Raw genomic sequence first — 26,244 nt, forward strand, 5'->3', positions numbered from 1 at the left:
GACATGCAGAATTCAGATAAAAATGTAGAAGAATTTTCATCTCAGCTATCTGCAAAAATTTGGGGGCACCGTTTTAAAGATGGTCAACGTGGACCAGAGTACGTTTTAGAGTTCTTAAATGTTTTATATGGAACAGATTATCAACTAAATGCAGATTGCTATTTTAGAAATAAATCACAAAATTTACGCAAATTTATCTTTGAAGGTGTCAAAGAAGGTAGTAAGCGTGGTAGCGCGCAACTTGATCAAGAAAAAAAGAAATTTCTTTATGAAAAACTTCAAGATGATAACAAAATTGAAGTTATTAGAGATTTTTTTAGAAATCTAGAAATACCTCTTGTGGACGGAAAAGGAAAGGAAGCTGATCGCTCTTGGTATGCTCGATCGTTATACCCTTTACACGAGAGTCTACTTTTTTTCGAGTTGCGTGTTAAAGGTGAAAATACTTCTTACGAACGAAACTTTTTTGCACGTGGTGGAGAATTATATTATTTAATGGTTTCTTATGGAGCTAAAAATTTCCCAGGTGTTAAACATAGAATAGAGCAGAGGTTTCAACAGTTATTACAAAAAAACAATTCTGTTGGTCAAATAGTAGACTCTATCCAAAGTGTTTTAGGAGATGAAGGTGAAAATAAGTCTGAAGATAGATATCCATTAAAAAAGGTGGAAAAACTGTCTAAGGAATACCCTCATTTGCCAATTGAAGAGCACGAACTTTTTGACCAGTTTGCTGAAGAAATGTCAAACTTATTGAATTTAGATATTGATGTTTACGATATGTTCAAGCTTTTAACAAGTTTAACTTGCTTTCATATTTTATTGTATATGTATGAGCGATCTAAAGTAGGTGTCAACGATCGAATAGAGTTTTTCTTCGATTGTTTAGATGGTAAAAATAAAGAAGTACAAAAAATATCAACTAGTACGTTTAAAAACAATGAGATTTTAATTAAAGAAAAATTTGAAGACTATTTCTCAAAGCAATTTTTCAGTATTATCGGTCATGAAGAAGAAGTCAATAGAGAGTTAAGTAAATGGAAAGAAGACCCCATGATCTTTATTGAGAAAATGGGTTTGCAAAAACTTCAATCTCGCAAAAAACGAGTAATAAACTCATTGCAAAAGTGTAAAAATTATGAGGATGTAAAAGACAAACTTCATAACGTAGTAAAGGAAGTCATTTCTGACACATTAAAAAGGCACCAAATTTCTATTAATAGAACTTTAGCTAGAGATGGCGGAGTAGGTAACTTCAAAGCGGGTTCTAGTTACAGATATTTGATGACAGATACGTTCTTACAAACACTAGTTTTTATCAACGTGAAACCAAAAGAATCAATAGAATTTAGTGAGTTTTTAAATATGCTATATGAAAAATATGGGTTCATAGTAGGGGAAATGCAAGCACGAGAAAGTGCATTGTATGATAGGTCAAAAGTCAACATTCGTCATTATCAAAAAAATGAGTTGGCTCTTAGGGAGAAATTAAGAAAAAACGGATTGCTAGTAGAATATTCGGATGCTACAGCAATGATTAGAAATCCGTATGAGATGGCAGAAGGTGTGATGACAATATGAGCAATATAACCGAAGACAAATTGTTGGCACAATGGATTAATAGGCTGTTAGTAGATCATTTTAAGAAGCAAAAAGATGAACATACAGAAAAGTTATTTGTTAAAATAACTGGATTAACTTCAAATAATATTCAGCTTTTATTAAGTGAATTAAACCTGAATATAGGTTCAATGAGTAATTTTTACGAACCAGTTATTCGAACAATAACCCCTGTAGAAGGTTTTAGTAATTTTGCATATAGAGACTTCGAAACAAGTACATGGCTTAGAAATAATACTAAATCTCATCAGGCTCTAATTTTAGTTATTAACGAAATGACACCTGAAGCACAAAGTTTAGAGAACCTATTCACTGTTGATGAATCCTATTTATTAACTTCAAGAGGGTTAATGTCTATTTATAATATCTTAGCAGAATCTGGACAGATTGCTACGGATGAGATAAAGCATATTCAAGATTTTATTAAAACTTATCAAAGTATTTGTGAGCCGCAACTCAGAAATGTTGTGAAGTTTTTGGTTCATGTATTAAACGACAATAGTTCCTCAGTCATAGATAGTATTCAAAAGAATTTACCTTACCTTAATTTGTTTATTGATATGAAGCTAAAAATAGGTGGAGCAGGTAAAAGCCGTTTACAAAAGAATTATCTACTAGCTAACTTGCAAATTAAAGAATCACAACATGAGAAAATACAAAATAATCTATACTTATTTTTAGAACAAGAAGAAAAAAATAATTGGCCTGACGAGATTTGGGAAAGTAAAAATATAGACGAGTTAACTAAAGAAGTAATTGAGTTTTTGAACCAAACATCAGATGCTTTTTTATTTAATGATTTTGACTTTGTCCAAAAAGTCACAGACTTTAAAGTAGGACCTCCGACTATAAAAGAGCAAATTGGTGAAGTATTAGAAGAGAACAAAGACCGTTTCGATCAAGAAGAATTAAAAAGCTTTGAAAATGGATTAGATGAAGTAATATCTAACGATAGTCCTGAAGCGATTAAAGAATTTGTGGAAGAGTTTGAGGAAGAATTAGCTTCTAAGAATGGGCTTGTGAAGAAGTTAAATCGTTCTGTAGAAAAACTAATGAATCCATCTATATACAGTGATATAACACTAGCTCTTTTAAAAGAGACATTTTCTCTAATTGAAGATGAAAGAGAGAATAGTAACATTATAAACTCAAGATTTAATTTACAAGTTATTACATCTAAAACAAGTGAAAATGTTTTAACAACTTTGAAGCTTTATTTAGAAGGGCTAGAAAAATTAGTACCAAAGATTACCTTTGATAAACTGAAGTTACCTACAGTAGACGAAACTTCTAAGGATACAGATATTACATTTGAATTAAAACACTATATTGATAATGAAGTTATAGGAAATCGTAAATTTAAAATTACCTCATTTAATAATCTCGAGTTATGCACTCTTAAGCAATATGCTGAAAAAGGTAAATTACCTTACATCAAAAATTATGCAGAGAGTGACCTAGAAATATTAGATGTTAATAACTATATGAAGTCAAGTGTGAAAAATTATCTCTCTATGAATGATCAAAACATGCAGCAACACTTTGATTATTTTTCAGCTTATTTAGAGCAGTATTTAGTTCATATAAACAAAGCATTTAAAGAAGGTTTTTTTGTACTAGATCCTCAAGGACTAGAGCAAGAATTAGAAGAAGTTCTTTCTCGTGTTTCAACTTCTTCTTCCGTTGCTAAACATATTTATCAAAACATCAATATTATAGGTGCCGTAGATTATTTTGATACAAAAAAGGGAGAATCTAGAATACCTGACTCTAGAAAGCTAACTATCGTAAACCCTATCCGGTTAATAGCATATCTTAAGCGTTTTGAAACTCTTAACCAATTTGTTCAAAAATGGTGTGAATATGCTACTCAAGGTAACCTAGAAGTAGAAAAGTTAGAAGAGTACTTAGAATTTGCATACAGTAAAGTTAGTCATTTAGCACCAAGGTATTTTTCAGTATTAGAAGACGATACTTATTTAATCGAAAATGACGAATATTTTGGAGAAGGATCCTTTGTTATAAATACAAAGCAGGCACAAAGTACTGACTACTTATCTCAGGAGCTATCTGAAGAATTAATAAAAGTAGTTAAAAACTATTTAGAAGTGTACCCCTATGCAAAAGACGGGCTAGATATGCTTTTACTACATTGTCAGAGTAGTGAAGTAGTTATGAAATGTATCGATGCTTTATTTTCAAAAACGAAAGTGAAGAAAATGCGCTTAACTATTCACAGCGAATCTGCTGCTAAAATTCATCATCAATTAAATAAATGGCTACAGCAAAAAGAGGAATATACGAAGTCTGAAATGAATAGTAAATTCCCTAAAATTGAAATAAACGTAATTTCAGGCAGGAACCTTAACGAAATATCAAATCAAGTTGAAAAACAGATGGTAGATGCTGATTTAGTAGTGTTAGCGGACTACTTTGGTCAAGGAGAACAAGTGAAATACAGATATGAACGTGTCACTCCTATAAATTCAACAAGCTGGTTTGAAACCATATATAAAGAGCCACTCAATAACGATGAAGCTGTTAAACGTATAAGTTATGTTAGTGAGCATTTACCTAAAACATTACAATATTTTTATCAATTACAATATATAGTTCAAACGAATTTAATGCCTGAAAAAAATGAGGTACAACTTTTAAAAAATATGATATCAATTACAAGTGAAAAACAGAGTGCATTAATTGACTTTATGCATCAACGCTTTAATTGGTCAGTAATTTTAGATAGATATTTAGATAAAACGCTTTTAACTAAAACGTCTAGTGAAGCAAATATTATTCAATATAAACCTAAAGTAGGAAAGAGCAGTCGTTTCAAACTTATTGTTTCATCATCTAAATATATTCGTAAACTTACTGAAGAAACAAATGATTTTGCATACTATGACCGGTTGCATCGTAAGCTCGTATCTATAATGAAGAACGAAAATATATCTCGAGACGCCATCATTGAAGCTGTTAATAAAGTTAAAGATATTTCAGGAGCTCTTGTCTTGAAGGTAATTGGTCGAGGGAAATATGCTCACGAAATGCTAGCAACTTATTTATCTACTGAAAGAAGGCTTACTCACAGTGAACGTAAGCTGCAGGTATGGTCGGTTTGTGATGACTTACCTTGGTTTGCTAGTAACAAAAGAAGACCAGATTTAGTCTTGACTACTATTGAAAGAGAAAACGAAGGTTTAAAGATCACATTTGAATTGCTAGAGCTTAAATTCATTAACCATAATATCTTTGATAAGGAACGTTTCGACGCTCTTAAGCAGGTTAAACCTGGTATAAGTTTATACAATAATTTGTTTAGATTTGGTAACGAACAGTTAGACACAAATCATTGGAGGAGTGAACTGGTTCAGTATTTTATCGAAAAGAATTCTTATGGTCCGGAACATGCGAAACTTCTAAAAGACTTACAGCATATTTCTTTAGATAAAATAAATGTTTCTATTAGTGGAAGCGTAGATGTGTATTGTTATACGTCTAATTTAACGGAATATAATTTTGAACAATTAGAAAATGGTGTGTATGTAGATTCATTAGATTCTAACATAAAAAATTATATATATACTCGTGCATACATTTTAAACACGTTGCAAGCAGAAGAATTAGATATGCCTGAATATGAAGAGCTTGCCAAATTGGAATCTTTGAATGAGACGTTACAACAGACTTTTGAAAATAAAGATATTGAAGGAAATAGTGAAAAAATAGAAGGTTTGGGGAAACCAGAGAACTTAGAAGTCCAAAATATTGAGGTTAATAAAGCGGATAATGAAGAGGTTCTAAGAACAATGGATAACTTAGATGTTCATACTACTAGCATTGTCAGTGGAGAAAAAGACCTAAAAAATGAAGTTATTAACACTCCAATAGCAACAATAGAACTCGATAATCATAGTAACTATAGCTATCCTGAAATTAAAGCTCTTAACGGTCTAGAGCTAGAGTACGAAGTGGAAGATAACGATAGTGAAGAGCTCAAAAATACGTATATTCGAAAACTAAAATATAACTTTAACCATAATAACATTCACATTAATGTAAAAGAATCGATTATTGGTTCAAGTGTAATACGTTTAATTTTAACACTACCACCGGATCTTTCAGCAAATAAAATTATTTCACGTACAAAAGATATACAGCTATGGATAGGATTAAATAGTGAACCACATGTCTTTATTAACAACCGGGGAATGAATATAGATATTGTAAGAGAACAACCTGAAACAATTTATTTTGAGCAATTTATGAAGCTTACAAGAGAGCAGATACAGCAAGATATCAAAAAAACAAATTTAATTGCTCCATTGGGTCTTAATCCACTGAATGAAGTTATTTATATGGATTTCTCTAGTTCCCTGTCCCCTCATCTTTTAACTGGAGGAACAACGGGGAGCGGAAAGAGTGTCACACTAAATTCTATTATTTTAGGAATTATGTGCTTGTATGAGCCTGAGCAAGTTCAATTTATGTTTATTGATCCTAAAAAAGTAGAGTTTACAATTTATGAGAATAAAAAACATACAATGAATGTCATTACTGAAATTAGTGAAGCAGTTCTAATTCTTCAACACATGGTAGAAGAAATGGAGCGCAGATATACTACGTTTGCTCAAGAAGGTGTAACCAACCTAGAGGAATATATTGAAGAAGTAGAAATTGTTCTTCCTAGAATAGTAGTAGTCTTTGATGAATTCGCTGATTTTATGACACAAGATGCAGATATGAAAAAACAAGTAGAAAATGCCATCATGAGATTAGGACAAAAAGCAAGGGCAGCAGGAATTCATTTGATTATTTGTACTCAAAACCCAAAATCTGACATAATAAATACTAATATTAGAAATAATTTAGGTGCCCGTTTAGCTTTACGCGCAGCTGATGCAACTGCATCGAATATCATTTTAGATGATTCAGGAGCAGAAAAGCTTGCAGGAAAAGGCGATTTCTTAGCTAAAGTTCATGGGAATGTTGAGAGAGGGAAAAGTCCTTTCTTAACTCCTAAAGTTCGTAGAATGCTACTCAAATATTTTAATAAAACGGAATAATAGTTGTGCATCTAGACGATGTCTAGATGCCTATCTTTTCATAAATTTCATTACTGGTAAGATTGTTCCAGTAATAATATAGAAAGGCGAGAAAGAATGGGATACGGACAACATCAAAGTTTTTATTTAAGGGATAGATGGTTAAATAAGGCAATTAGGCATTTAGAAATAGATGAGCGCTTCTTTTATGATAAAGAAGCGTTTGAAAAAATTGGTTTAGGTAAAAATATGGTTCAATCACTGCGCTATTGGGTAGTAGCCACCGGCGTTGTTGAAGAGGTTTTTAATGAAGATAGAAAAAAGGTTCATAAAATTACAGAATTGGGACGTTTAATTTTTGAATATGATAGGTTTGTTAAACTTCAAGATACTGCAGCGATCCTACACTATCAGATGGTAAAGGAAAAAGAGCCTAGCACAGCCTGGTATTGGTACTTTAACTACTTCGATGAGACTATCATTACAAAAGATAATCTGTTAAGTGAACTAATTTTATGGGTAGAAAAGAATGAAAGTAAGCCTGTTTCAGAGAGATCTCTAAAGAGGGATATTGATTGTTTGGTAAAACTATATACTGCTGGGCAAAATACTAGTGATCCTGAAGAAGTCATTCAAAGTCCTCTCAACAAAACAAAGTTAGTAGAGGAAAAGAAGGGGATTGTATATAAACGGACTACCTCAGTAAATGATATAGGTTTATCGGCGCTAATGTATGTACTCTTAGATTATAAAACCCTTTACGGAGTAAGTAATATAAGTGTAGATGACTTAGTTAATCAACCCGCATTATGGGGAAAAGTATTTAACATGAAAAGAAGTGCTATTGTAAATGCTTTGAATGAATTAACGCAAAATCCTATTTATAATTTAACATTTATTCGAACGAATAATCTAGATTTAATTAGAATTCCTGAAATTACTCCATATGAATTTTTACAACAAGAATATCGTCGTAAGGTAGGTGTAACCAAATGATTAGAACTAATGATACTTTTAAAACAAGTGTTAATATAAAATTTGATTTAGGTAAAAAAGAATTTATTAACAGATATCTACCTACACCTTCTCATGCTGAATCACTTATAGGGTTGTTAAAAGGATTTACTAATTCTACAAATTCGAAAGCTCATATGATTGTGGGTCCCTATGGTACAGGCAAATCTCTAATTGCTACAATCGTTGGCGGAATTGTTTCCAAACAAGTTGATAGAGAAACGTTCAAAAGTCTACAATCGAAATTTAACAAGGTACATGATGAAATATATGAAGAATTAAACAATGTAACGGATAATCCAACTACATATTTAACAGTAGCATTAAATGGAAATGAAGGACGTTTTCGACATGCTATTCTCAATGCTATTATACGTACTTTGAATGAAAATGAAATCGATATTGTTTTACCTGGACAAAACGGTAAAATAATACAAGTTGTGGAACTGTGGGAAGAAAAATTTAATAAGACATTTAAAGCATTTAAACGTTTGCTAGCAGAGAATGACAAAGATTTTAAATTATGGCGATTAGCAATTTTAAATCAGGAAAAAGAAGAAATCGATTGGTTTATTTCTATTTACCCGGAATTGACAGCCGGTGCAGAATTTTTCGTAGATTATCAAACAGATTTTATTAGTCAAATTAAATTTGTGCTAAATGAACTAAAAAGGAAGAATCTAGGACTATTTATTGCATACGATGAATTTGGAAGAATGCTACAAACTTTAGAGTTAATCCAAGTTCATGAAACGATGCAGGATTTACAAGACCTAGCTGAACTAACGGATCATTATGAAGATAATTTACACCTTTTATTAATTACTCATCGAAATTTAAGTCAGTATTTCCGTGTGTTTCAAGAAGAATTCCGGAATGAGTTTCAACGTATTGAGAAAAGGTTTAAATCTTATTATGTAGAAAGCGATAGTTTTACATTTATTCGTATAGCAGATGCGTATTTAAAGGGAGCATCTCCGGAGAATATACATCTAAATGATGTAGTTAATCAATTGCGTAAATATCCTCTTTTTCCAGAGCTTAATCAACAAGAATTAGAAAAGCTAGTGATTGAAGGTGTATACCCTATACATCCAGTTACCCTATTTTTATTACCTCAATTGTCTAGTGCATTTGGACAAAATGAGCGTACTTTATTTACTTTCTTAGAAAGTAATGAAACAGGTGGGTTAAAGAATCATCTGAAGAAAACTGAAGATTACTATTTGCCCTCTGATTTATTTTCGTATTTCTTTCCATCTATTCATGATATAGATGTTAGTGGTGACGGATTAGAGTCTTTAAAAATATATAAGAAACTAATCAGTAAAACACCAGAGCTAGAAAAAGATAAAATTAAATCTTCAATCCTGAAAATGATTACACTATGGGAATTATCTGGCTTGCATGCAAGGTTCAAGTTAGATACAGATTTCTTAATGTTTGCTTTAAATATCAAAAAAGAAATACTAATAGATAGTTTAAACCAATTAGTAGCCTTAAAAGCAGTAAGATATAATCGTGTTCTAGGATATTGGGAATTACAAGAGGGAAGTTCGTTCTTTATTGATGAATTAATCTTAAGTAGGATGCCGAACTTAAATAATTCAAAAAATAAACAGGTAAAAGCTTTGGAAAATTGTTTGACGAAGCGATTTTATCTTGCTAATGAATATAATGATGTAAAAAGTATGACTAGGTATGCTGAAGTCCAATTTGTATTTGAACAAGATATCCTAGATGAAAACATTGATTTTATCGGAAACCGAACTTCTAATAAAGCAGATGCAACTTTATATTATGTAATTTTAGAATCAAGTCATCACTATAATGAACTAGTAAGTAAAATTAAAGAAATTAAAGATGACATGAGTATTTTTTGTATAAGTAAGTATTCATTTAACATTGTAAAAGAGGCAGTAATCGAACTGCAAGTAATTGACGATTTATTAAAAGATGTTGAACTCCTAAACCAGGATAAAAATTTAAAAGGTGAATTGACTTTAAAAAGAGAAGATGTAGTTTATATAATTCAAGAGTTCATTAGTAAATATACAGCCTATAATAATGATTGCGATTGGATATATAATCAGAAAGAGATTGATGTAGCAAATGAAATTAATTTAGAAAAGTTATTAAGTGACATCATGTTTTCGAAATATCCATTGACTCTTGAAGTTCGTAATGATTCATTTAATAGAAAAACAGTTAATAACATGCAAAGAAAAGCAGGTTATAAAGTATTAGATCATATCTTGAACAGTTATGATCAAAATAATTTAGGTATTGAAGGGCAAGGTCCAGAGTATTTGATCTATGCTACTATTTTCAAAAATAATCACTTTGACCTTAACAATTTAGATAATTTGCAAAGTGTGGAGCTAGCAAGTTTAAGAGAAGATCTTTTGAATTATTTGGAAAATAATATTCAAGGAAATCTACAACAATTTATTGAAGTGATGACTAATGACCCTTACGGATTAAGAGAACCTTTAATTCCTATCATATTAGTAGCGCTTTTAAGAGACAAATGGGATCAATTAATGTTTTATAGAAATGATATGTATGTGGCTGGAATTGACGGTGAAACCCTCTATAAAATGTTTGAAGAAGCAACCGAATATCAATATGTTTACTATCGATTTAGTGAAGAATATGATAACTTCTTTATGCATTTAGAATCACAATTTAGTAGCTATCAAAATGAGCTAGTGAGTAAAAAACCAAGGGTTATTCGCCTAAGTAGTGGTATGTTGACGTGGCTTAGAAGCTTACCTCGTATTACACAGATTTCAAATAATATGAGTGAAGAACAACGTACCTTTAAAGAATTGATTAGAAAAAGCGAGATTAACCCGCAGGATACATTAAAGAAACTTTTTGCTCTATATAAAGAGGATATTGAGTTTGTTACAAGAAATAAAAAATCTTTAGAAATTCACTTCCCAATGTATCTAAATTCAATAGAGAAAGAAGTAAATAAAGTAATTAAAGTTGAAAGCTTTGAGGATGCAAGAAACTGGGCAATGCAGCAAGAACCAGCTATTCAAAAAAGAAATTCCTTAGTAAAAAGTTTGTTAAAGACTAGTGGAGCTAAAAAGCCTATCGAAGAATTCATATCAACTTTTTCAGGTGTAGAAATTGAGAATTGGTCCGACAGAACTAGTGAGGTATTTAATCAACAATTAGCAAACGAATATAAATCTGTAAGCAACTCAAGCGGAATTGATGAAAAGTCAATAGAAATTAAGTACAATAATAAAGTGAAATCTATTACAAATGTGGAATTGTCTACTAAGTCTCAAACTATATACAACAATATAAATCGTATGATTAGAAATGCAGGGAGAAATGTACCAAGAGAAGAAGTGGAATATTTAGTTTATAAATTATTAGAAGAAATTATAGAGTAGAAAATTAGGTGGTGCTAGTTATGGAAAGAAAACCTGTCCATGTTGCAATGTTTAGTGGTGGAGCTGCTAGTGCATATGTAGCTTACCAAATGGTACAAACTTATGGAAAAGAAAATTGTATTTTATTCTTTACTAATACGTTATGGGAAGATGAAGATAATTACCGGTTTATGGATGAAGTGTCTGACTATATAGGTCTTGAGATTACTGAAAGAATCGATGGGAGAACGCCAGAAGAAGTCTTCTACGATTACCGCTTTTTAGGGAATTCTCGTTTGGCGAAGTGTTCGGAGGAGTTGAAGGTATATCAAACGATAGTTTTCTTAGAAGAGCTTCGCGATAAACATAATCTAGAGCCAATTTTGTATTTTGGAATTGGTCCTCATGAAACTCATCGTTCCGATAATTTAACGGAGTTTTATAAGCATTATCCTTTAGAGCCTATCGAAACACGTTTTCCAATGGTTGATACTTTTCGTGAAGATATTGATGCTAAATCAATTATTGAGAATGAATGGGGTATTAAATTACCTCGTATGTATGAGCTAGGCTTCTCTCACGCTAACTGTGGAGGAAGATGTGTTCGAGGAGGTTTTCAACATTATGCACAATTGTATAAAATTTGGCCCGAACGTTACGCGGAGCAAGAAGAAATGGAAGAGAATTTCCGTAAACATTTTGACAAAGATGTTTCCATTCTGAAAAAGAACGGTGGACCTTATACATTAAAACAATATAGACAACAGATGGATTGCGAAGGAATAGACAAATTCTTAAAAACTTCAGATGAAACGGTACCATGCGTGTGTTCATTTTCTTAAACATAAATTGCACAAAAGCAAGCTTTTGTGCAACTTATGTTTTTTTATATAGATATATATATTTTCTCTACATATGGACAAGCTACTTTATAAAGAACTTAGTAGTGGTAGGTGAATATATGATACATCTTAGAGAAGAGCAAACTATTGAAATAGGTCAGAAAATAAGAGTGTATAGAAACTTGCATAAAAATATGTTTTCTATTCAGGATGCTACTACCCAAAGGGTTATTGGATATGGAGAAGGGATACTGTTGGAAAATGCAAAGTTTCGTGTTCAAAAAAAGGGCCAAGATAAAGTTCGTAAGACTCAGCAAAAAAGCGTTCATGCCTTTGTGGTAGGTGAATTTGCAGGGATTAAAACTGAAGTTTCAGATGAATATGAGTATATATATTATAATCCATATACTACAGAAAAATTTGTAATATCATTAACTCATGAAGAAATAGACGAATGTAAATCTTGTTTTTTAATTCATAATAAGTGTTATGCTAAAAATTAAAAAATGAAAGAACTCTAATATTAGAATGATCAAAATGAATATAAAATTAGAAAGAACTTTCTATCTTATTTTGTAAGATGAAGTTCTTTTTTCTTTTTATAAAATCCCCTCTTGAAATTTTGTTCATCAAACAAGTAAACTAAAGACATAAGTTTGGTAAAATTGGGATAAGAAATTCATGAGGTAAGGGAGAACAAGTCGATGGAGATGGATCAAGAGAAATTTAATAAGGTGATTGAAGCGGCAAGGATGTATTATATTCTTGATTATAATCAAAGTGAAATTGCAAAAAAACTTGGTGTATCAAGGCCTACGGTTTCTCGATTGCTGCAGACAGCAAAAGAAGAAGGCATTGTTCAAATTAAAATTGTGGATTCATCTATCAATAGTGAAAAATTGTCTTCTCGGCTTGAACAAAAATTCAATCTAAAAAAAGTAATCGTCACACCGGTGCCTCAATATGAAAATCACATTATTAAAAGTCATCTAGGCGTGGCAGCAGCTGACTATCTCTATGACATCGTAAAAGATGGAGATATTATTGGGGTGACGTGGGGAACAACTCTTTATCAAGTGGCCATCGATTTAAAACAAAAGTATGTGAATGACGTGCAGGTTGTGCAGTTAAAAGGCGGCGTAAGCCATTCGGAAACGAGCACATATGCTTCTGAAATTATGTACTTATTTGGAAAGGCATACAATACGCCTCCTATGCATCTTCCGTTGCCTGTGATTGTTGATCATGTGGTAGTCAAAAAAGCAATGGAAACAGACCGTCATATTAAGCGCATTTTAGATTTAGGCAAGCAAGCCAACATTGCCGTGTTTACTACGGGCCCCATTAAAACGGATTCGCTGCTTTTTCAGCTTGGCTACTTTTCCGAACAAGATGTAGAGATGATTTCCTCGCGAGCAGTAGGAGACATTTGTTCACGCTTTTTTGATAAGGATGGACAAATTTGCAATGAAAGCCTGGATGAACGGACGCTTGGACTTGATTTGGAGGAGCTGAAGAAGAAAGAGTACGCCATTTTAGTAGCTGGCGGGGATCAGAAAATCGACAGCATTTACGGAGCGCTGCAAGGGAAATTTGCAAATGTACTCGTTACTGATCAGTTCACGGCGCGCTTTTTATTAGATAAACAAGAGTAAAGGAGATGAAGACGCTGTTTTTTCAAGAGCAAAAGCTTCATCGAATTGAAATAGTAGAAGATATTGTATCTTATTCCGTGTCGTCTCTGCAGGCACAGCGAAACCGGTATCCTTTTCAAGGGGACGTTTCAAAAGACGGAGTGATTGCCAAAGGAACCACGGGCTATATCATTAAACGGTAGGGAAGAATGTACTTTTCTCCTGATCCTAATCAAAAAGGAATTGAACGATTTACGCCGCCTGATCAGCCATATGTATTAATTCCTTATAAAAAGGTAAAGAATAAGTACCGAATCGTGTTGTCATTTGTGATAAAAGCTGAAAAATAAGGGAAGACTTCCGAGTGCGGAAGTCTTTTTTTATTCACTAAAACAGCAGCTATAAATATTTTTGAACAAATGTAAATATATCTGTTTACAATTGTTCAAAGCTATTATATAGTAAGGGTGTAAGTTGTTGAAAACGTTTTAGTGGATGCACAATATGCAGATACTTTTAGGGGGAAAACGTCATGAGAATGGTTGACTTAATTGAAAAAAAACGTAATGGACATGAATTAAATAAAGAAGAAATCGATTTTATTATCGAAGGTTATACAAAAGGGGATTTACCTGATTATCAGCTATCGGCATTTGCGATGGCCATTTACTTTCAAGGAATGACGCAGGAAGAACGCGTAAATTTAACGCAAGCAATGGTTGAATCAGGCGATCAAATCGACTTATCAAAAATTGAAGGTATTAAAGTAGACAAACACAGCACAGGCGGCGTAGGTGATACAACAACACTTGTATTAGGACCTTTAGTAGCTGCGGTTGATGTACCGGTTGCCAAAATGTCTGGCCGCGGCTTAGGACACACTGGCGGTACGATTGATAAACTAGAAGCAGTGCCTGGCTTCCACGTTGAAATTACAAACGAAGAATTCATTCGTTTAGTAAATACAAATAAAATTGCCGTTATCGGTCAAAGCGGAGACTTAACGCCAGCGGATAAAAAACTTTATGCGCTTCGTGATGTAACAGCAACAGTTGATTCGATTCCGTTAATTGCAAGCTCAATTATGAGTAAGAAAATTGCAGCTGGAGCAGATGCTATTTGCTTGGATGTAAAAACGGGGAACGGCGCATTTATGAAAAAGCTTGAAGACGCTGAAGAATTAGCAAAAGCAATGGTTGAAATCGGAAAAGGCGTAGGCCGAAACACAAAAGCAATCATCTCAGATATGAGCCAGCCTCTAGGATTTGCGGTTGGTAATGCGCTTGAAGTGAAAGAAGCTATCGACACGTTAAAAGGCGAAGGTCCTGAAGATTTAACAGAGCTTTGCTTAACATTAGGAAGTCACATGGTTGTACTTGCTGAAAAAGCAAGCAGCTTAGATGAAGCGCGTGCAATGCTTCAAGAAGTAATTAAAAACGGAAAAGCATTAGAATCGTTCAAAACGTTCTTAAGCGCACAAGGCGGAGACGCTTCTGTTGCAGACGATCCGTCTAAATTACCGGATGCAGCGCACAAAATTGAAGTGCCAGCAAAAGAAGATGGTTATATTTCAGAAATCGTTGCAGAAAAAATCGGCGTAGCAGCAATGAAGCTAGGTGCAGGACGTGCAACAAAAGAATCTGAAATCGACTTAGCAGTTGGTATTATGCTAAATAAAAAAGTTGGAGATTCAGTGAAAAAAGGCGACTCTCTTGTTACAATCCACAGCAATAGCGAAGATGTACAGGAAGTAATGGATATCGTTTATGATTCTTACAGCACGGTCGCTGAAAAAGTAGAAGCTCCAACGTTAATTTATAAAGAAATTCATTAAGAAAGAGAGAGGAAGAACAAAATGAGTCAAAACATTACGGGTATTATTGATCATACATTATTAAAAGCAGATGCAACAGAAGAGCAAGTTACGGTTTTAGCACAAGAAGCAAAAGAATATTCATTCGCTTCGGTTTGTGTAAATCCAACGTGGGTAAAAAAAGCAGCTGAGTTATTAAACGATGCTCCAGAAGTGAAAGTATGTACGGTAATCGGCTTCCCTCTTGGAGCTACTACTTCAGCAGTAAAAGCATTCGAAACAACAAATGCAATCGAAAACGGTGCAGATGAAGTAGATATGGTAATCAACATCGGCGCGTTAAAAGATAAAAACTATGACTTAGTGCAAAGCGACATTCAAGCAGTAGTGGATGCTGCAAAAGGAAAAGCGCTAGTAAAAGTAATTATTGAAACAGCTCTTTTAACAGACGAAGAAAAAGCAAAAGTTTCTGAGCTAGCTGTAAAAGCTGGAGCTGATTTTGTTAAAACGTCAACAGGCTTCTCTACAGGAGGCGCAACGGTAGAAGACGTAGCGCTTATGAGAAAAACGGTTGGACCAGATGTAGGTGTAAAAGCTTCTGGCGGCGTTCGAGGCTTAGAAGATGCAAAAGCAATGATTGAAGCTGGTGCAACACGTATTGGTGCAAGCTCTGGCGTATCAATTGCAAAAGGTCAATTAAGCAACTCTGATTATTAATAAATGACAGCAGGTTAGTACTAACTAACCTGCTGTAAACTAAGCAAAGGATGATGACGGTGGAGCCAAAACAATTAATAGATGAAGCAATCGCAGCAAGCAAACAAGCACATGTACCGTATTCTCACTTCCATGTTGGTGCAGCTCTTTTAACAACCGATGGGAAGATTTATCGTGGATGCAATATTGAAAACGCTTCCTATGGATTGACGAACTGTGCTGAGCGAACGGCTATTTTTAAAGCTGTTTCAGAAGGGGACAAGCAGTTTTCAGCTATTGCAGTTGTAGGAGATACGGACGGCCCAATTTCTCCTTGCGGCGCATGCAGACAAGTATTAGCTGAGTTCTGTGATGATCACACACAAATTATCTTAGCAAACCTAAAAGGAGATTTTGTGATTACAAACATTAACGAAATCTTACCGGGCTATTTTTCATCAAAAGACTTACAAAAATAAGTAAGCAGTGGAGGATACTATGAAATATTTAATTGGCATCTTAGGATTACTCGTTGTCTTTGGATTAGCGTATCTTGCAAGTAATAACCGTAAAGAAATCAAATATAGACCAATCGTTATTATGGTTGTGATTCAGCTTCTTTTATCAGCTTTACTTCTAAACACGAAGTTTGGCTTGATTATTATTAATGCGATTGCCAGCGTTTTTGGAAAGCTGCTTTCATACGCAAACCAAGGAGTAGAGTTCGTATTTGGGGGCATTGCGAACAAAGGATCAATGCCGTTTTTCTTAAACGTGCTGCTTCCAATCGTTTTTATCTCTGTCTTAATCGGGATTTTACAGCACTTTAAAATTCTTCCTTTCATTATGAAATGGATTGGGTTAGTTCTCAGCAAGATTAACGGAATGGGAAAATTAGAGTCTTATAACGCAGTAGCTTCAGCCATTGTAGGTCAATCAGAAGTATTTATTACCGTTAAAAAGCAATTAGACAAACTGCCGCCAAACCGTTTATATACGCTTTGTGCATCAGCTATGTCGACGGTTTCAATGTCCATTGTCGGTGCTTATATGACAATGATTGAACCAAAATACGTAGTAACAGCAATTGTGATTAACTTATTTGGCGGATTTATTATTTCTTCTATCATTAACCCTTACACAGTAACGGATCAAGAAGATATTTTAGAGGTACAAACAGGTCATAAGCAAACGTTCTTTGAAATGCTTGGCGAATATATTATGGATGGATTTAAAGTAGCAATTATCGTAGGTGCGATGCTAATTGGTTTCGTTGCGCTGATGGCTGCGATTGATAACGTGTTTGAAATGCTGTTTGGTCTGTCGTTCCAGCACCTGCTTGGCTATGTGTTTGCACCGTTTGCATTCATCATGGGTGTTCCTGCTTCAGAAGTAGTAGCAGCGGGCGGAATTATGGCAACAAAACTTGTAACAAATGAATTTGTGGCAATGATGAGTCTTTCAGATATGGCTTCAACATTCAGTGCTAAAACACTTGGAATTGTATCCGTATTCTTAGTATCATTTGCTAACTTCTCATCAATTGGAATCGTGTCAGGAGCGGTTAAAGGCTTAAGTGAAAAGCAAGGAAATACAGTAGCGCGCTTTGGTCTTCGTTTACTTTATGGAGCTACGCTTGTAAGCGTACTGTCAGCGATTGTTGTCAGCTTCATTTTATAAGTGTAATAGAAACAGAAAGAAAAGCAGTTTCCTTTTCAAAAGGAATTGCTTTTTCTTTTTTACATGTAAACCATAGCTCCGCGCATCCTAAAGAAAAACATCGACACAGAGGAGGACAAGAAAAGCTGGGGGCTTTTCTTACTGAAAAATGGATCAAATTGGACTGTTGCTGTCAGGTGCAGCTTTATTTTTAAACGGACTCATGCTGCTTGGAAAAGCGGATGAAAAAAACGTAGGCGTATTTAACTTATTTGTTGGAGCTTTTCAAGTTATTGTTCCGTTTTATTTAATTATTACGTCAGACCAAAGCAACTGGATTTTATATGAAAGAACGGCAATCTTTTTATTTGGCCTTACGTATTTATATGTAGGCGTGACGGTATTAAAAGGAATGCAGGGAACGGGGCTGGGCTATTATTCACTTTGGGTATCGATTATCGCTTTAGTGTACGTGACGGTTTCTCTTGTTCACTATCATGACGTCGTAAACGCCATTACATGGATTCTTTGGTCGTTTTTATGGTTTTTATTTTATGTGCTTAATACGAGCAAAAAAGATGTATCTGCATATGTAGGGAAAGTGGCGATTGTACAGTCGTGGGTTACCTTAACAATTCCAGCGCTGTTTTCGCTAACGGGCGTATGGGGAAATAAAGATATGTACAATATGTGGGGAATCGTGCTAGTAGCTTCCATCATTTATTTTGTATACGTAGGATACCGACTATTCTTTTCTCAGCCGAAAAAAATGATTTTGAAATAAAGTATTTACAAAAAATAGATAATAATGGTAAGATGTTAGAAATTAAATGCCGTGAAGAGAAAAGTAGACAGCGCGTATTCTTAGCAGAGAGCTCCGGAAGCTGAAAAGGAGCAAGAAAAACGCTGTTGAAACAAGCCTCTGAGCAGCGCATTGGATCTAACGTGATAGTGCGACGGCTGCTTCCGTTACAAAGCTAGAGTATAAGCGAAAGCCGTACTCGATAAGGTTTATATGGCGACATATGAACAAACTAGGGTGGCACCGCGATTTATAATCTCGCCCCTAAGACAGATGTCTTGGGGGTGGGATTTTTTTATTGGCAAAAATCAATAATGAAGCGGAGGCCTTTCTTTTATGAAAAATAAGCTGTTGTCTTGGAAATACCCGTGTTTATTGCTGTTTGGAATTGGCACTAGCAATATCGGCGACTGGATTTATTTAATTGCTTTAAATGTCATGATGCTTGATATGACGAATTCGCCGCTTGCGGTTTCAGGACTATACATGATAAAGCCGCTTGCTGCGCTCTGTACAAATATATGGTCTGGAAGCTTAATTGACCGCATGAACAAACGGAAGCTGATGATGTTTTTAGATTGGATGCGCGCCGGAATTATTGTTTGCCTTCCGTTTTTCTCATCCATCCTTATCATTTATGTGCTGGTATTTATCATCAGTATGGCAAGTTCGATGTTTCGTCCGACATCGATGGTCTATATCACAAAGCTTATTCCAATTGAAAAGCGAAAAAGATTTAATTCACTGCGCAGTTTGATTGACTCAGGAGGCTTTCTTCTTGGTCCGGCTGCAGCCGGTGCGTTATTTATGATTGGAACGCCTGCGTTTGCTATCTATGCCAATGCTGCAGCGCTCGTGGTGTCAGGAATGGTTACTTTATTAATGCCGAACTTAGATATAAAAACAGAAGCTAAAGAAAATAAACTCTCTGTAAACACGATTGGAGAAGATTGGAAAGTGGTGTTTCGTTTCAGTAGAGCTAACAGATATATTATGACCATTTATGTATTATTCAGTTTCTTAATGGTCATGGCCACGGCAATTGATTCACTTGAAGTTTCATTTGCAACAAAAGTCATTCATTTGTCCGAAAGTGAATACGGATTTTTATTAAGCGTAGCAGGCGCTGGTATTATGATTGGCGCAGTTGTGAATACACTGTTGGCTCAGAAGCTGTCGACGAACTTTCTCATAGGCGCCGGCAGTGTAGGAGTATCGCTTGGCTATTTGCTGTACGCGTGTTCGTCTTCTTTTCAAACCATGGGAACAGGATTTTTTAGCTTATCTTTTGCGTTAGCTTTTGCAAGTGCTGGTTTTCAAACCTTTTATCAAAACAGCATTCCCGTTGACATGATGGGAAGAGTAGGAAGTATCTATGGACTGCTTGAGTCACTCCTGATTATTATGATGACCTTTCTATGCGGAATGGCTGCACACATTGTTTCAATTCAAGGAGCTGTAATTGGTGGAAGCCTGATCATGCTTTTAAGTACGGTTGTATTGTTTTTGTGCACGTTAAAGCCGGCGTTTTATAAAATAAGTTTAGTCAAAAAACAAGGAATCTAACGCATAGGTACTAATGTAAAAATAAGCTAAGAAGCCGATAAAAAGAAATGAATACAGAATAAAGGGTGAGAAAGCACAGTGAAAATGAAAGATGCGTTAAAGAAAAAAGGAATGTTTGTTAAAAAATTATCGAATCAAGGTGAATTCTTCCGGAAGCGGTGGGAAAATGAATTTACAGATGCTTTAAGCGCATCGCAAAAAAAGAAAATTTATATGGACCAATTTTTATGGCATGCGTTTAGCTATGAAAAGCTACCTTGTTTACAAGGAGAACAAGCGGTTCAAGCGTTTGAGCACCAAGTTAAGAACGACTGTTATTTGTTGTTTGAGCATGATGAACGAGTGCTGCAGCTATCTAAATGTAAGCATTTAACAACTGATGATTTAAGTGAAAATACAAATATGTATTTAGAAGATTTATACGTGGTGGATAAAGATTTTACGTGGACTTATGTGATCACGCATGAAAGTTCATGTGGACCTTACTTTTACCGCACATAAGTAAAGATAGAGCCTGCCGATTAATACGGCAGGATTTTTGTTATAAAAAAACATTTTATAAATTAAAAGTAATTATAGTAATTAAATGGTTTTTTAACTGAATTTATTGGGTATTTATTACTAACTATTATCCATCTCTCTCCTATATCTATATTACCATTTGGGATTTTTTCAAAAAATAGGATATGAAATTAATTTTTTGTATGCTAAGGTAATTACTGCTAGTAAGCTTGTCTTACAAAATTAGGTTTAAAAAGGAGGTTTTTGTATGAAATGGTATTTACATGTGCTAAAAAATTATGCAACGTTTCAAGGAAGAGCAACACGTACAGAGTATTGGATGTTTGTCTTATTTAATTTTATTATTTCTTGCGTGCTTTCAGCTATTGAATTCATGACAGAGAAGCCTACATTTTTGTTTACAATTTACGCTGTGGCAGTCCTAATCCCATCACTTGCTGTGACAGCGCGCCGCCTGCATGACACGGGAAAAAGCGGTTGGTGGCAACTCATTAGCATTATTCCAATTATCGGGGGTATTTGGCTGCTCATTCTTCTATGTCTAGGAAGTGAGGAGCAGGTAAATCGCTTTGATGTACCAAATAAAGTTGCGTAGGTTTTAACCGTTAGATAATTTAATTTAATAAATAAAGAGAGGGTTTAAAAATGCACTGGTATATAAAAGCGTTAAAAAATTATGCAACGTTTCGAGGGAGAGCAACGCGTACGGAGTATTGGATGTTTACATTATTTAGTTATATCTTTGCGCTTGTTCCATTTATATTTATTTTCATTGATTCACTTACAGTCTTTGCACCTATTTTAATATGGTTATACGCAGCAGCAATGATTCTCCCTTCACTTGCCGTTACTGTTCGCCGACTGCATGATACAGGAAGAAGCGGCTGGTGGTATTTAATTAACTTTGTTCCAGTTGTCGGAGGCATTTGGCTGCTCATCTTACTTTGTCAAAGAAGCGAAGTAACGGCCAATATTTACGACACAGACACGCAGGCTTCTTAACCAGAGTGGTTTATTAGTTTAAAAGTGAGTAAACTAAACGTGTGAATTGTATCTAAATTAAAAAGAGGTTGGGACAAAAGTAATTTAGTTGAAGAAAATCCGAACTAATTGAGATTCTTGATGGAGAATCCAATTAGTTCGGATTTTTTCATAGTGTGATGGTGAACGTGAATTTTATGTGTATAGGTTCTTCTAGCGCCCGCGGAAAGCGAAGCCTAGCACGGAAATCAACGGCGGTGTCATAAGCGGTCCAGCTCATGTATCTGATTTGTTCGTCTTTAGGTTGGATTCATTTCGTTATATCTTGGCCTTGGCCTCTTTTTTCATTTTCCCACACGCTGCCGGGAATTTCTTTTCGAAGAACAGGTGCAATATCACTTGCAAAGCGCTCTAGCTGTTCGCGCTGCTCTGCTTCGCTTAGACCGTCTACGCTGATGCTCAGCACTTCGTTTCCATAAGCATGGTGATAGTCTATTATTTTTTCAATGATTTGCTCTGGGCTTCCTACTAAAGCAGGGCCGTGTTGAACGATGTCTTCTAGTGATGTGAATGGCGATTGATTAAGCTTGGCTGCTTCTGTATTGCTAAATGCGTTATAGTATGGACGATAGCGGCGAATCGCTTCTTCCGTTGTATTAGAAATATATAGGCTGCTTGCCCCTGAACCGACGATGGCTTTGCGTGGGTCATGGCCATAATAAGCAAAACGTTCGCGGTAATGGTCAATCAGCGCTTTATATTTAGCCTGAGGGTGAAAAGAATTGGATGAAAATAGAGGCTCTCCGTATTTAGCTGCAAGTTCTGTAGACAGCGGGCTTGACGCGCTTCCATGCCAAACGGGAATAGAAGGCTGAAACGGCCGAGGCTGAGTCGTAACGTTAGTTAAAGGCGGACGATAACGGCCGCTCCACGTGACATTTTCTTCTGTCCAAAGCTGTTTTAAAAGAGCGTATCTTTCAGCAAGAGACTCCCATTGTTCTTCTTCTGTAATGCCAAAAAGCGGATAATGACGGGGATCATTGCCTTTTCCAATAATCAGTTCAAGGCGTCCACCCGACAGGTGATCAAGCGTTGCGTAATCTTCAGCTACTCGTACAGGATCTAAAATGCTTAGAACGGTAACGGTAGTAAGAAGACGAATGTGCGACGTTTTAGCAGCGATTGCACTTAAAACAACGGGAGGAGAAGAAGACAAAAAAGGAGCTCCATGTCTTTCGCCGACTCCGTAAGCATCAAAACCTAATTTTTCTGCCAGTACTGCTTGATTTAACACATGCTGAAATTTTTCTTGAGCAGTTAATGTTTTTCCAGTAACCGGGTTTGGAATGTTTTGAATAAGGCTAAATAAAGCAAATTTCATACGTTTTACCTCCAAAAGATAAAATGGTGGACGACAATAAAAAAAGCAAACGTACACTCATTATCGTGTCCATTTGCCTCCAGTTGACTGGTAGATATGCAGTTTCATTGTTTTATTAGTTGTATCTTAAGCGGTAGGCGCCGAGCTGTCAAGATAATCTTTTTTCTAAAACCTACTTGATTTATCGGTTAACTAGTATTATGATGTGAATAATCTTACACGAAGTAAGCCCACTGGTTAACCAGAGGCTCTTGATGAAGCAGGTGCTTTATCAAGAGCCTCTTTTTATTACATAATAGAGGGATTCAGGGGAGGAACGTATGAAAAAATATTGGCTGTTTTTACTTTCAATTGTAGTAGCTGTGAGCGTGGCAGGATGCGGAAAAAACGTATCTTCAAGTGCAGGAGAAAAGAAAGAAAAAGATGTTCAAACGATTGTTGTTGGAACGGGCACTCAGTTTCCTAACATTTGCTTTATTGATGATAAAGGCAAACTGACCGGTTATGATGTAGAAGTAGTAAGAGCGATCGACAAAGAGTTAAAGGATTATAAATTTGAATTTAAAACGATGGAATTTTCAAATCTGCTTCTTAGCTTAGAAAGTAATAAAATTGATATGATTGCTCATAACATGGCTCAAAACGCTGAGCGGAAGAAAAAGTTTTTATTTAATGATGAAACATATAATTATTCTCCGCTTTATGTAACGGTCCCTAAAACTCGAGATGATATTCATTCCTTAAAAGATTTAGAAGGTGAAAAAATGATTGTAGGAGCTACAAGCAATGCGGCTGTCTATCTAGACAAATACAATAAAAAACACGGCAATAAAATCGATGTAATTTACGCCGGTCAAGGTGCGGATGATGCTACTACTCAATTAAAAACAGGCCGGGCAGATGCTACGCTTGCGACACCATTTTCCATCGACTTTAGCAATCAAGCGCTGAAATTTCAGCAAAAAACGGTTGGAGATATCGTGATTAATTCAAAAGTATATTTTATGTTTAACAAAAAAGACGAAAAGTTAAAGTCGGAAGTCGATCAGGCGATTAAAAAGCTGAAAAAAGACGGTACATTAAAAAAACTCAGCACAAAATGGCTAGGAGAAGACTATACGGTGCAAAATTGACTATCGCAAAAAAGCAGCTGCCCATACAGCTGCTTTTTGGTATCATATAAATCCAATAGACAGAAGAAACGATCTGCAAAGAAAACAAAAATTAGTGTATAGTAGAGCTATAAGTACTATAAAAGCAGGACCGCAGTAGGAGGCCATTCATTGATTACGGATTTACAGCGCGGAGATTTCTTTCAAAAAGGACATCGTTATCGCAGAAAACAAATTCATAAGCTTTATAAAGGACAGGAACAAAGCGAAATATCAACGCCAAAAGCGCATCCATATATTTTTATTTTCACAAAAGAAAGCGGAAGTGAATACGGAACAGGACACGGGTGGAACAGAGATAAAACCGCTTTTTTCTATACAGGAGAAGGCCAAAGAGGATCGATGCAGCTCATTAAAGGCAATAAAGCGCTTCGTGAACATTTCTTATCAGGAAAAGCCGTTTACTTGTTTCACTACGTGGAGCCTGGAGTAGTAGAGTTCATTGATGAAGTGACGTATATTAATCATCAATTAGAAATTATGTGGGACTCAGACGGAGAGCTTCGTGAAGCTATTATTTTTGAACTTGAACGAAATCCTGTAATCGAGGAAAAAGCAGCAAAGCTGGATGTTTCACCTTATTCAACTGAACAGCTTCGCCAGCTCTCATTAGGAGAAGAAAAAAAGACAAGTGTTTACAAACAAACGGCAGCTCTTAAACAATATGTTCACAAACGCGCAGCAGGCATTTGTGAAGCCTGCGGAGGAAGCGCGCCGTTTATCGCAAAAGATGGAAGCTCCTTTGTGCAAATGTACTATCTTTCAAAGCTTTCAGAGAGCGGACTAGCTAAGCCAAAGGACGCTGCGGCACTATGTCCCAACTGTTATAGTCGTCTACGCTACGGGAAAGATAGTGAAGTATATAAAGAAGAGCTGATTACTAAAATTAATGGAAAAGAAGCAGGAAAGAAAAATGAGTAATATCGTCTTTTTTATTTTATAAAAAACCGTCTCTAGGCAGGGCAGCTGCCGAGGCGGTTTTTTTGTATGAAGAATGACTTTAAAAAATAAAGGCAATAAAGCGTATAAAATTAATGGAAAAACAGATAATGAAAAACTGAAGCTTTCGTTTAGAAAATAGTAAAAGCTGGGGTGATGTGCTGTGGCAGACAAGTATGACTGTGTCATTATAGGTGGAGGAATTGCAGGACTTCAAGCCGCTATTCAGCTTGGAAGATATAAGCGCAGTGTATTGGTTATTGATTCAAACGATGGCCGTTCCAATCTTTGCAAAAATTATCAAAATATATTGGGATGGCCTGAGGGAATAAGCGGGCAAACTCTAAGAGAAACGGGAAGGCAGCAAGCAAAAAGCTACGGCATTCAATTTGCAGAAGAGCGTGTCCTTCAGTGTGAAAAAGAAATAGAGGGGTTTAACGTCATTACAAACTCTGCGAACTACGAAGCAGCTACTTTACTGTTTGCGACCGGAGTCGTAGACCGGATTCCTTCTGAACTTCAGCAAGAGCTATATCACTGTATGGGAAAAACCGTATATGTATGTCCCGACTGCGATGGGTATGAAGTAAATAATAGAAGGGTATTAGTACTAGGGTCAGGAAAAGCAGGAGCGAGTTTATCTCTTACGCTAACATATTGGGCAAATGACATTACGTACATTAATCATGACAAAAAAGAGATTGGACCCTTAGCAGATACCTTGATGCAAAAGGGAATTACCTATAAAGAAGCGGAAATAAAAAAAATCATAGCTGAAGCAGAAATGTTAAAAGGAGTCATCCTCGAAAACAATGAATTTATCTATGGAGAAAGAGGTTTTTTAGCGTTCGGAGGAAATAAAGTTCGAACAGAATTAGCGTATGAGCTCGGAGCAGAACTTCTGGAAAATCAGCACATTATCGTAAATCCGCGTACAAAAGAAACCAACGTTTCAAACGTGTGGGCAGCAGGAGACATTGTGGCTCATTCTGAACAAGTGACGGTAGCGATGGGAGAAGGTTTACAAGCAGCTATCTGGATACACAAACGTCTGTTAGAACTATATGAAAAATAATTATTTTTATAAAAAAAGTAAAATTGCATGTTTTGTTTCCTTTCTGTTAGGGAACTGGAAATAAAAGAGAGATAAAACATGATTAAAAATG

General features: G+C 35.3%; 22 protein-coding genes and 1 other annotated feature. Of the genes, 21 read left to right on the forward strand and 1 reads right to left on the reverse strand.

What is annotated here, in order from left to right; translation table 11 throughout:
* Nucleotides 1-3 precede the first annotated feature (3 nt).
* The 18 genes from SCI76_RS26380 (at nucleotide 4) to SCI76_RS26465 (ending at nucleotide 21,607) form a co-directional block, all read left to right on the forward strand.
* On the forward strand, nucleotides 4-1,581 hold the full coding sequence (locus SCI76_RS26380; protein ID WP_221814560.1) for a hypothetical protein: 1,578 nt from the start codon (nucleotides 4-6) through the stop codon (nucleotides 1,579-1,581).
* Nucleotides 1,578-6,686, forward strand: a complete 5,109-nt coding sequence (locus tag SCI76_RS26385) for an FtsK/SpoIIIE domain-containing protein (RefSeq protein ID WP_407544786.1) — start codon at nucleotides 1,578-1,580, stop codon at nucleotides 6,684-6,686. The genes SCI76_RS26380 and SCI76_RS26385 overlap by 4 nt, the downstream gene beginning before the upstream one ends.
* A 96-nt stretch (nucleotides 6,687-6,782) precedes the next feature.
* Nucleotides 6,783-7,661: a DUF4007 family protein gene (locus tag SCI76_RS26390; protein ID WP_407544788.1), complete on the forward strand. Its 879-nt coding sequence runs from the start codon at nucleotides 6,783-6,785 to the stop codon at nucleotides 7,659-7,661.
* Nucleotides 7,658-11,092 (forward strand): hypothetical protein, encoded by a 3,435-nt coding sequence (locus SCI76_RS26395; protein WP_407544790.1) that lies wholly within the window; start codon nucleotides 7,658-7,660, stop codon nucleotides 11,090-11,092. Before SCI76_RS26390 ends, SCI76_RS26395 begins: the two co-directional genes overlap by 4 nt.
* Before the next feature lie 20 nt (nucleotides 11,093-11,112).
* Nucleotides 11,113-11,913: a hypothetical protein gene (locus SCI76_RS26400; RefSeq protein WP_231504516.1), complete on the forward strand. Its 801-nt coding sequence runs from the start codon at nucleotides 11,113-11,115 to the stop codon at nucleotides 11,911-11,913.
* Between the two features lie 119 nt (nucleotides 11,914-12,032).
* A complete protein-coding gene (locus SCI76_RS26405) occupies nucleotides 12,033-12,416 on the forward strand; it encodes a hypothetical protein (protein WP_221814556.1) in 384 nt (127 codons plus the stop codon).
* A gap of 201 nt (nucleotides 12,417-12,617) precedes the next feature.
* Complete coding sequence (locus SCI76_RS26410; protein ID WP_407544792.1) at nucleotides 12,618-13,568, forward strand: sugar-binding transcriptional regulator; 951 nt, start codon at nucleotides 12,618-12,620, stop codon at nucleotides 13,566-13,568.
* Nucleotides 13,569-13,573: 5 nt separating this feature from the next.
* Nucleotides 13,574-13,750, forward strand: coding sequence for a hypothetical protein (locus SCI76_RS26415; RefSeq protein WP_407544794.1), 177 nt, complete (start codon nucleotides 13,574-13,576; stop codon nucleotides 13,748-13,750).
* 6 nt (nucleotides 13,751-13,756) lie between these two features.
* Complete coding sequence (locus tag SCI76_RS26420; RefSeq protein WP_407544796.1) at nucleotides 13,757-13,897, forward strand: hypothetical protein; 141 nt, start codon at nucleotides 13,757-13,759, stop codon at nucleotides 13,895-13,897.
* A 182-nt stretch (nucleotides 13,898-14,079) separates the two neighbouring features.
* Complete coding sequence (locus SCI76_RS26425) at nucleotides 14,080-15,381, forward strand: pyrimidine-nucleoside phosphorylase (protein ID WP_102194808.1); 1,302 nt, start codon at nucleotides 14,080-14,082, stop codon at nucleotides 15,379-15,381.
* Between the two features lie 21 nt (nucleotides 15,382-15,402).
* Nucleotides 15,403-16,077, forward strand: coding sequence for a deoxyribose-phosphate aldolase (gene deoC, locus SCI76_RS26430; protein ID WP_047750685.1), 675 nt, complete (start codon nucleotides 15,403-15,405; stop codon nucleotides 16,075-16,077).
* A gap of 59 nt (nucleotides 16,078-16,136) precedes the next feature.
* Nucleotides 16,137-16,535, forward strand: coding sequence for a cytidine deaminase (locus SCI76_RS26435; protein ID WP_013057475.1), 399 nt, complete (start codon nucleotides 16,137-16,139; stop codon nucleotides 16,533-16,535).
* A gap of 19 nt (nucleotides 16,536-16,554) precedes the next feature.
* A complete protein-coding gene (locus SCI76_RS26440) occupies nucleotides 16,555-17,736 on the forward strand; it encodes a NupC/NupG family nucleoside CNT transporter (protein ID WP_048019099.1) in 1,182 nt (393 codons plus the stop codon).
* A gap of 148 nt (nucleotides 17,737-17,884) precedes the next feature.
* A complete protein-coding gene (locus SCI76_RS26445) occupies nucleotides 17,885-18,499 on the forward strand; it encodes an AmiS/UreI family transporter (protein WP_013057473.1) in 615 nt (204 codons plus the stop codon).
* 42 nt (nucleotides 18,500-18,541) lie between these two features.
* Nucleotides 18,542-18,786: a binding site (T-box leader), on the forward strand.
* 67 nt (nucleotides 18,787-18,853) lie between these two features.
* A complete protein-coding gene (locus SCI76_RS26450) occupies nucleotides 18,854-20,083 on the forward strand; it encodes an MFS transporter (protein ID WP_063247786.1) in 1,230 nt (409 codons plus the stop codon).
* A gap of 78 nt (nucleotides 20,084-20,161) precedes the next feature.
* On the forward strand, nucleotides 20,162-20,584 hold the full coding sequence (locus tag SCI76_RS26455; RefSeq protein ID WP_048019101.1) for a DUF4275 family protein: 423 nt from the start codon (nucleotides 20,162-20,164) through the stop codon (nucleotides 20,582-20,584).
* 268 nt (nucleotides 20,585-20,852) lie between these two features.
* Complete coding sequence (locus SCI76_RS26460; protein ID WP_063247787.1) at nucleotides 20,853-21,200, forward strand: DUF805 domain-containing protein; 348 nt, start codon at nucleotides 20,853-20,855, stop codon at nucleotides 21,198-21,200.
* Between the two features lie 50 nt (nucleotides 21,201-21,250).
* Complete coding sequence (locus tag SCI76_RS26465) at nucleotides 21,251-21,607, forward strand: DUF805 domain-containing protein (RefSeq protein ID WP_063247788.1); 357 nt, start codon at nucleotides 21,251-21,253, stop codon at nucleotides 21,605-21,607.
* A gap of 289 nt (nucleotides 21,608-21,896) precedes the next feature.
* Here the strand turns inward: SCI76_RS26465 and SCI76_RS26470 are convergent, their stop codons facing one another.
* Entirely contained in the window at nucleotides 21,897-22,967 is a 1,071-nt protein-coding gene (locus SCI76_RS26470) for an LLM class flavin-dependent oxidoreductase (RefSeq protein ID WP_328174965.1), read from the reverse strand.
* Between the two features lie 320 nt (nucleotides 22,968-23,287).
* Between SCI76_RS26470 and SCI76_RS26475 the strand changes: the two genes are divergently transcribed.
* From SCI76_RS26475 to SCI76_RS26485, 3 genes are all read left to right on the forward strand, one after another.
* Nucleotides 23,288-24,100 carry an amino acid ABC transporter substrate-binding protein gene (locus SCI76_RS26475; protein ID WP_063247790.1) on the forward strand — a complete coding sequence of 271 codons (813 nt, stop codon included), beginning with the start codon at nucleotides 23,288-23,290 and terminating at the stop codon, nucleotides 24,098-24,100.
* 150 nt (nucleotides 24,101-24,250) lie between these two features.
* On the forward strand, nucleotides 24,251-25,060 hold the full coding sequence (locus SCI76_RS26480; protein ID WP_048019105.1) for a hypothetical protein: 810 nt from the start codon (nucleotides 24,251-24,253) through the stop codon (nucleotides 25,058-25,060).
* A 181-nt stretch (nucleotides 25,061-25,241) separates the two neighbouring features.
* The gene (locus SCI76_RS26485) at nucleotides 25,242-26,153 is read left to right on the forward strand and encodes an NAD(P)/FAD-dependent oxidoreductase (protein WP_407544802.1); all 912 of its coding nucleotides are present in this window, start codon (nucleotides 25,242-25,244) and stop codon (nucleotides 26,151-26,153) included.
* Nucleotides 26,154-26,244: the final 91 nt, after the last annotated feature.

It is taken from the genome of Priestia sp. HNGD-A6 (genome assembly GCF_045784335.1).
Taxonomy (GTDB): domain Bacteria; phylum Bacillota; class Bacilli; order Bacillales; family Bacillaceae_H; genus Priestia; species Priestia zanthoxyli.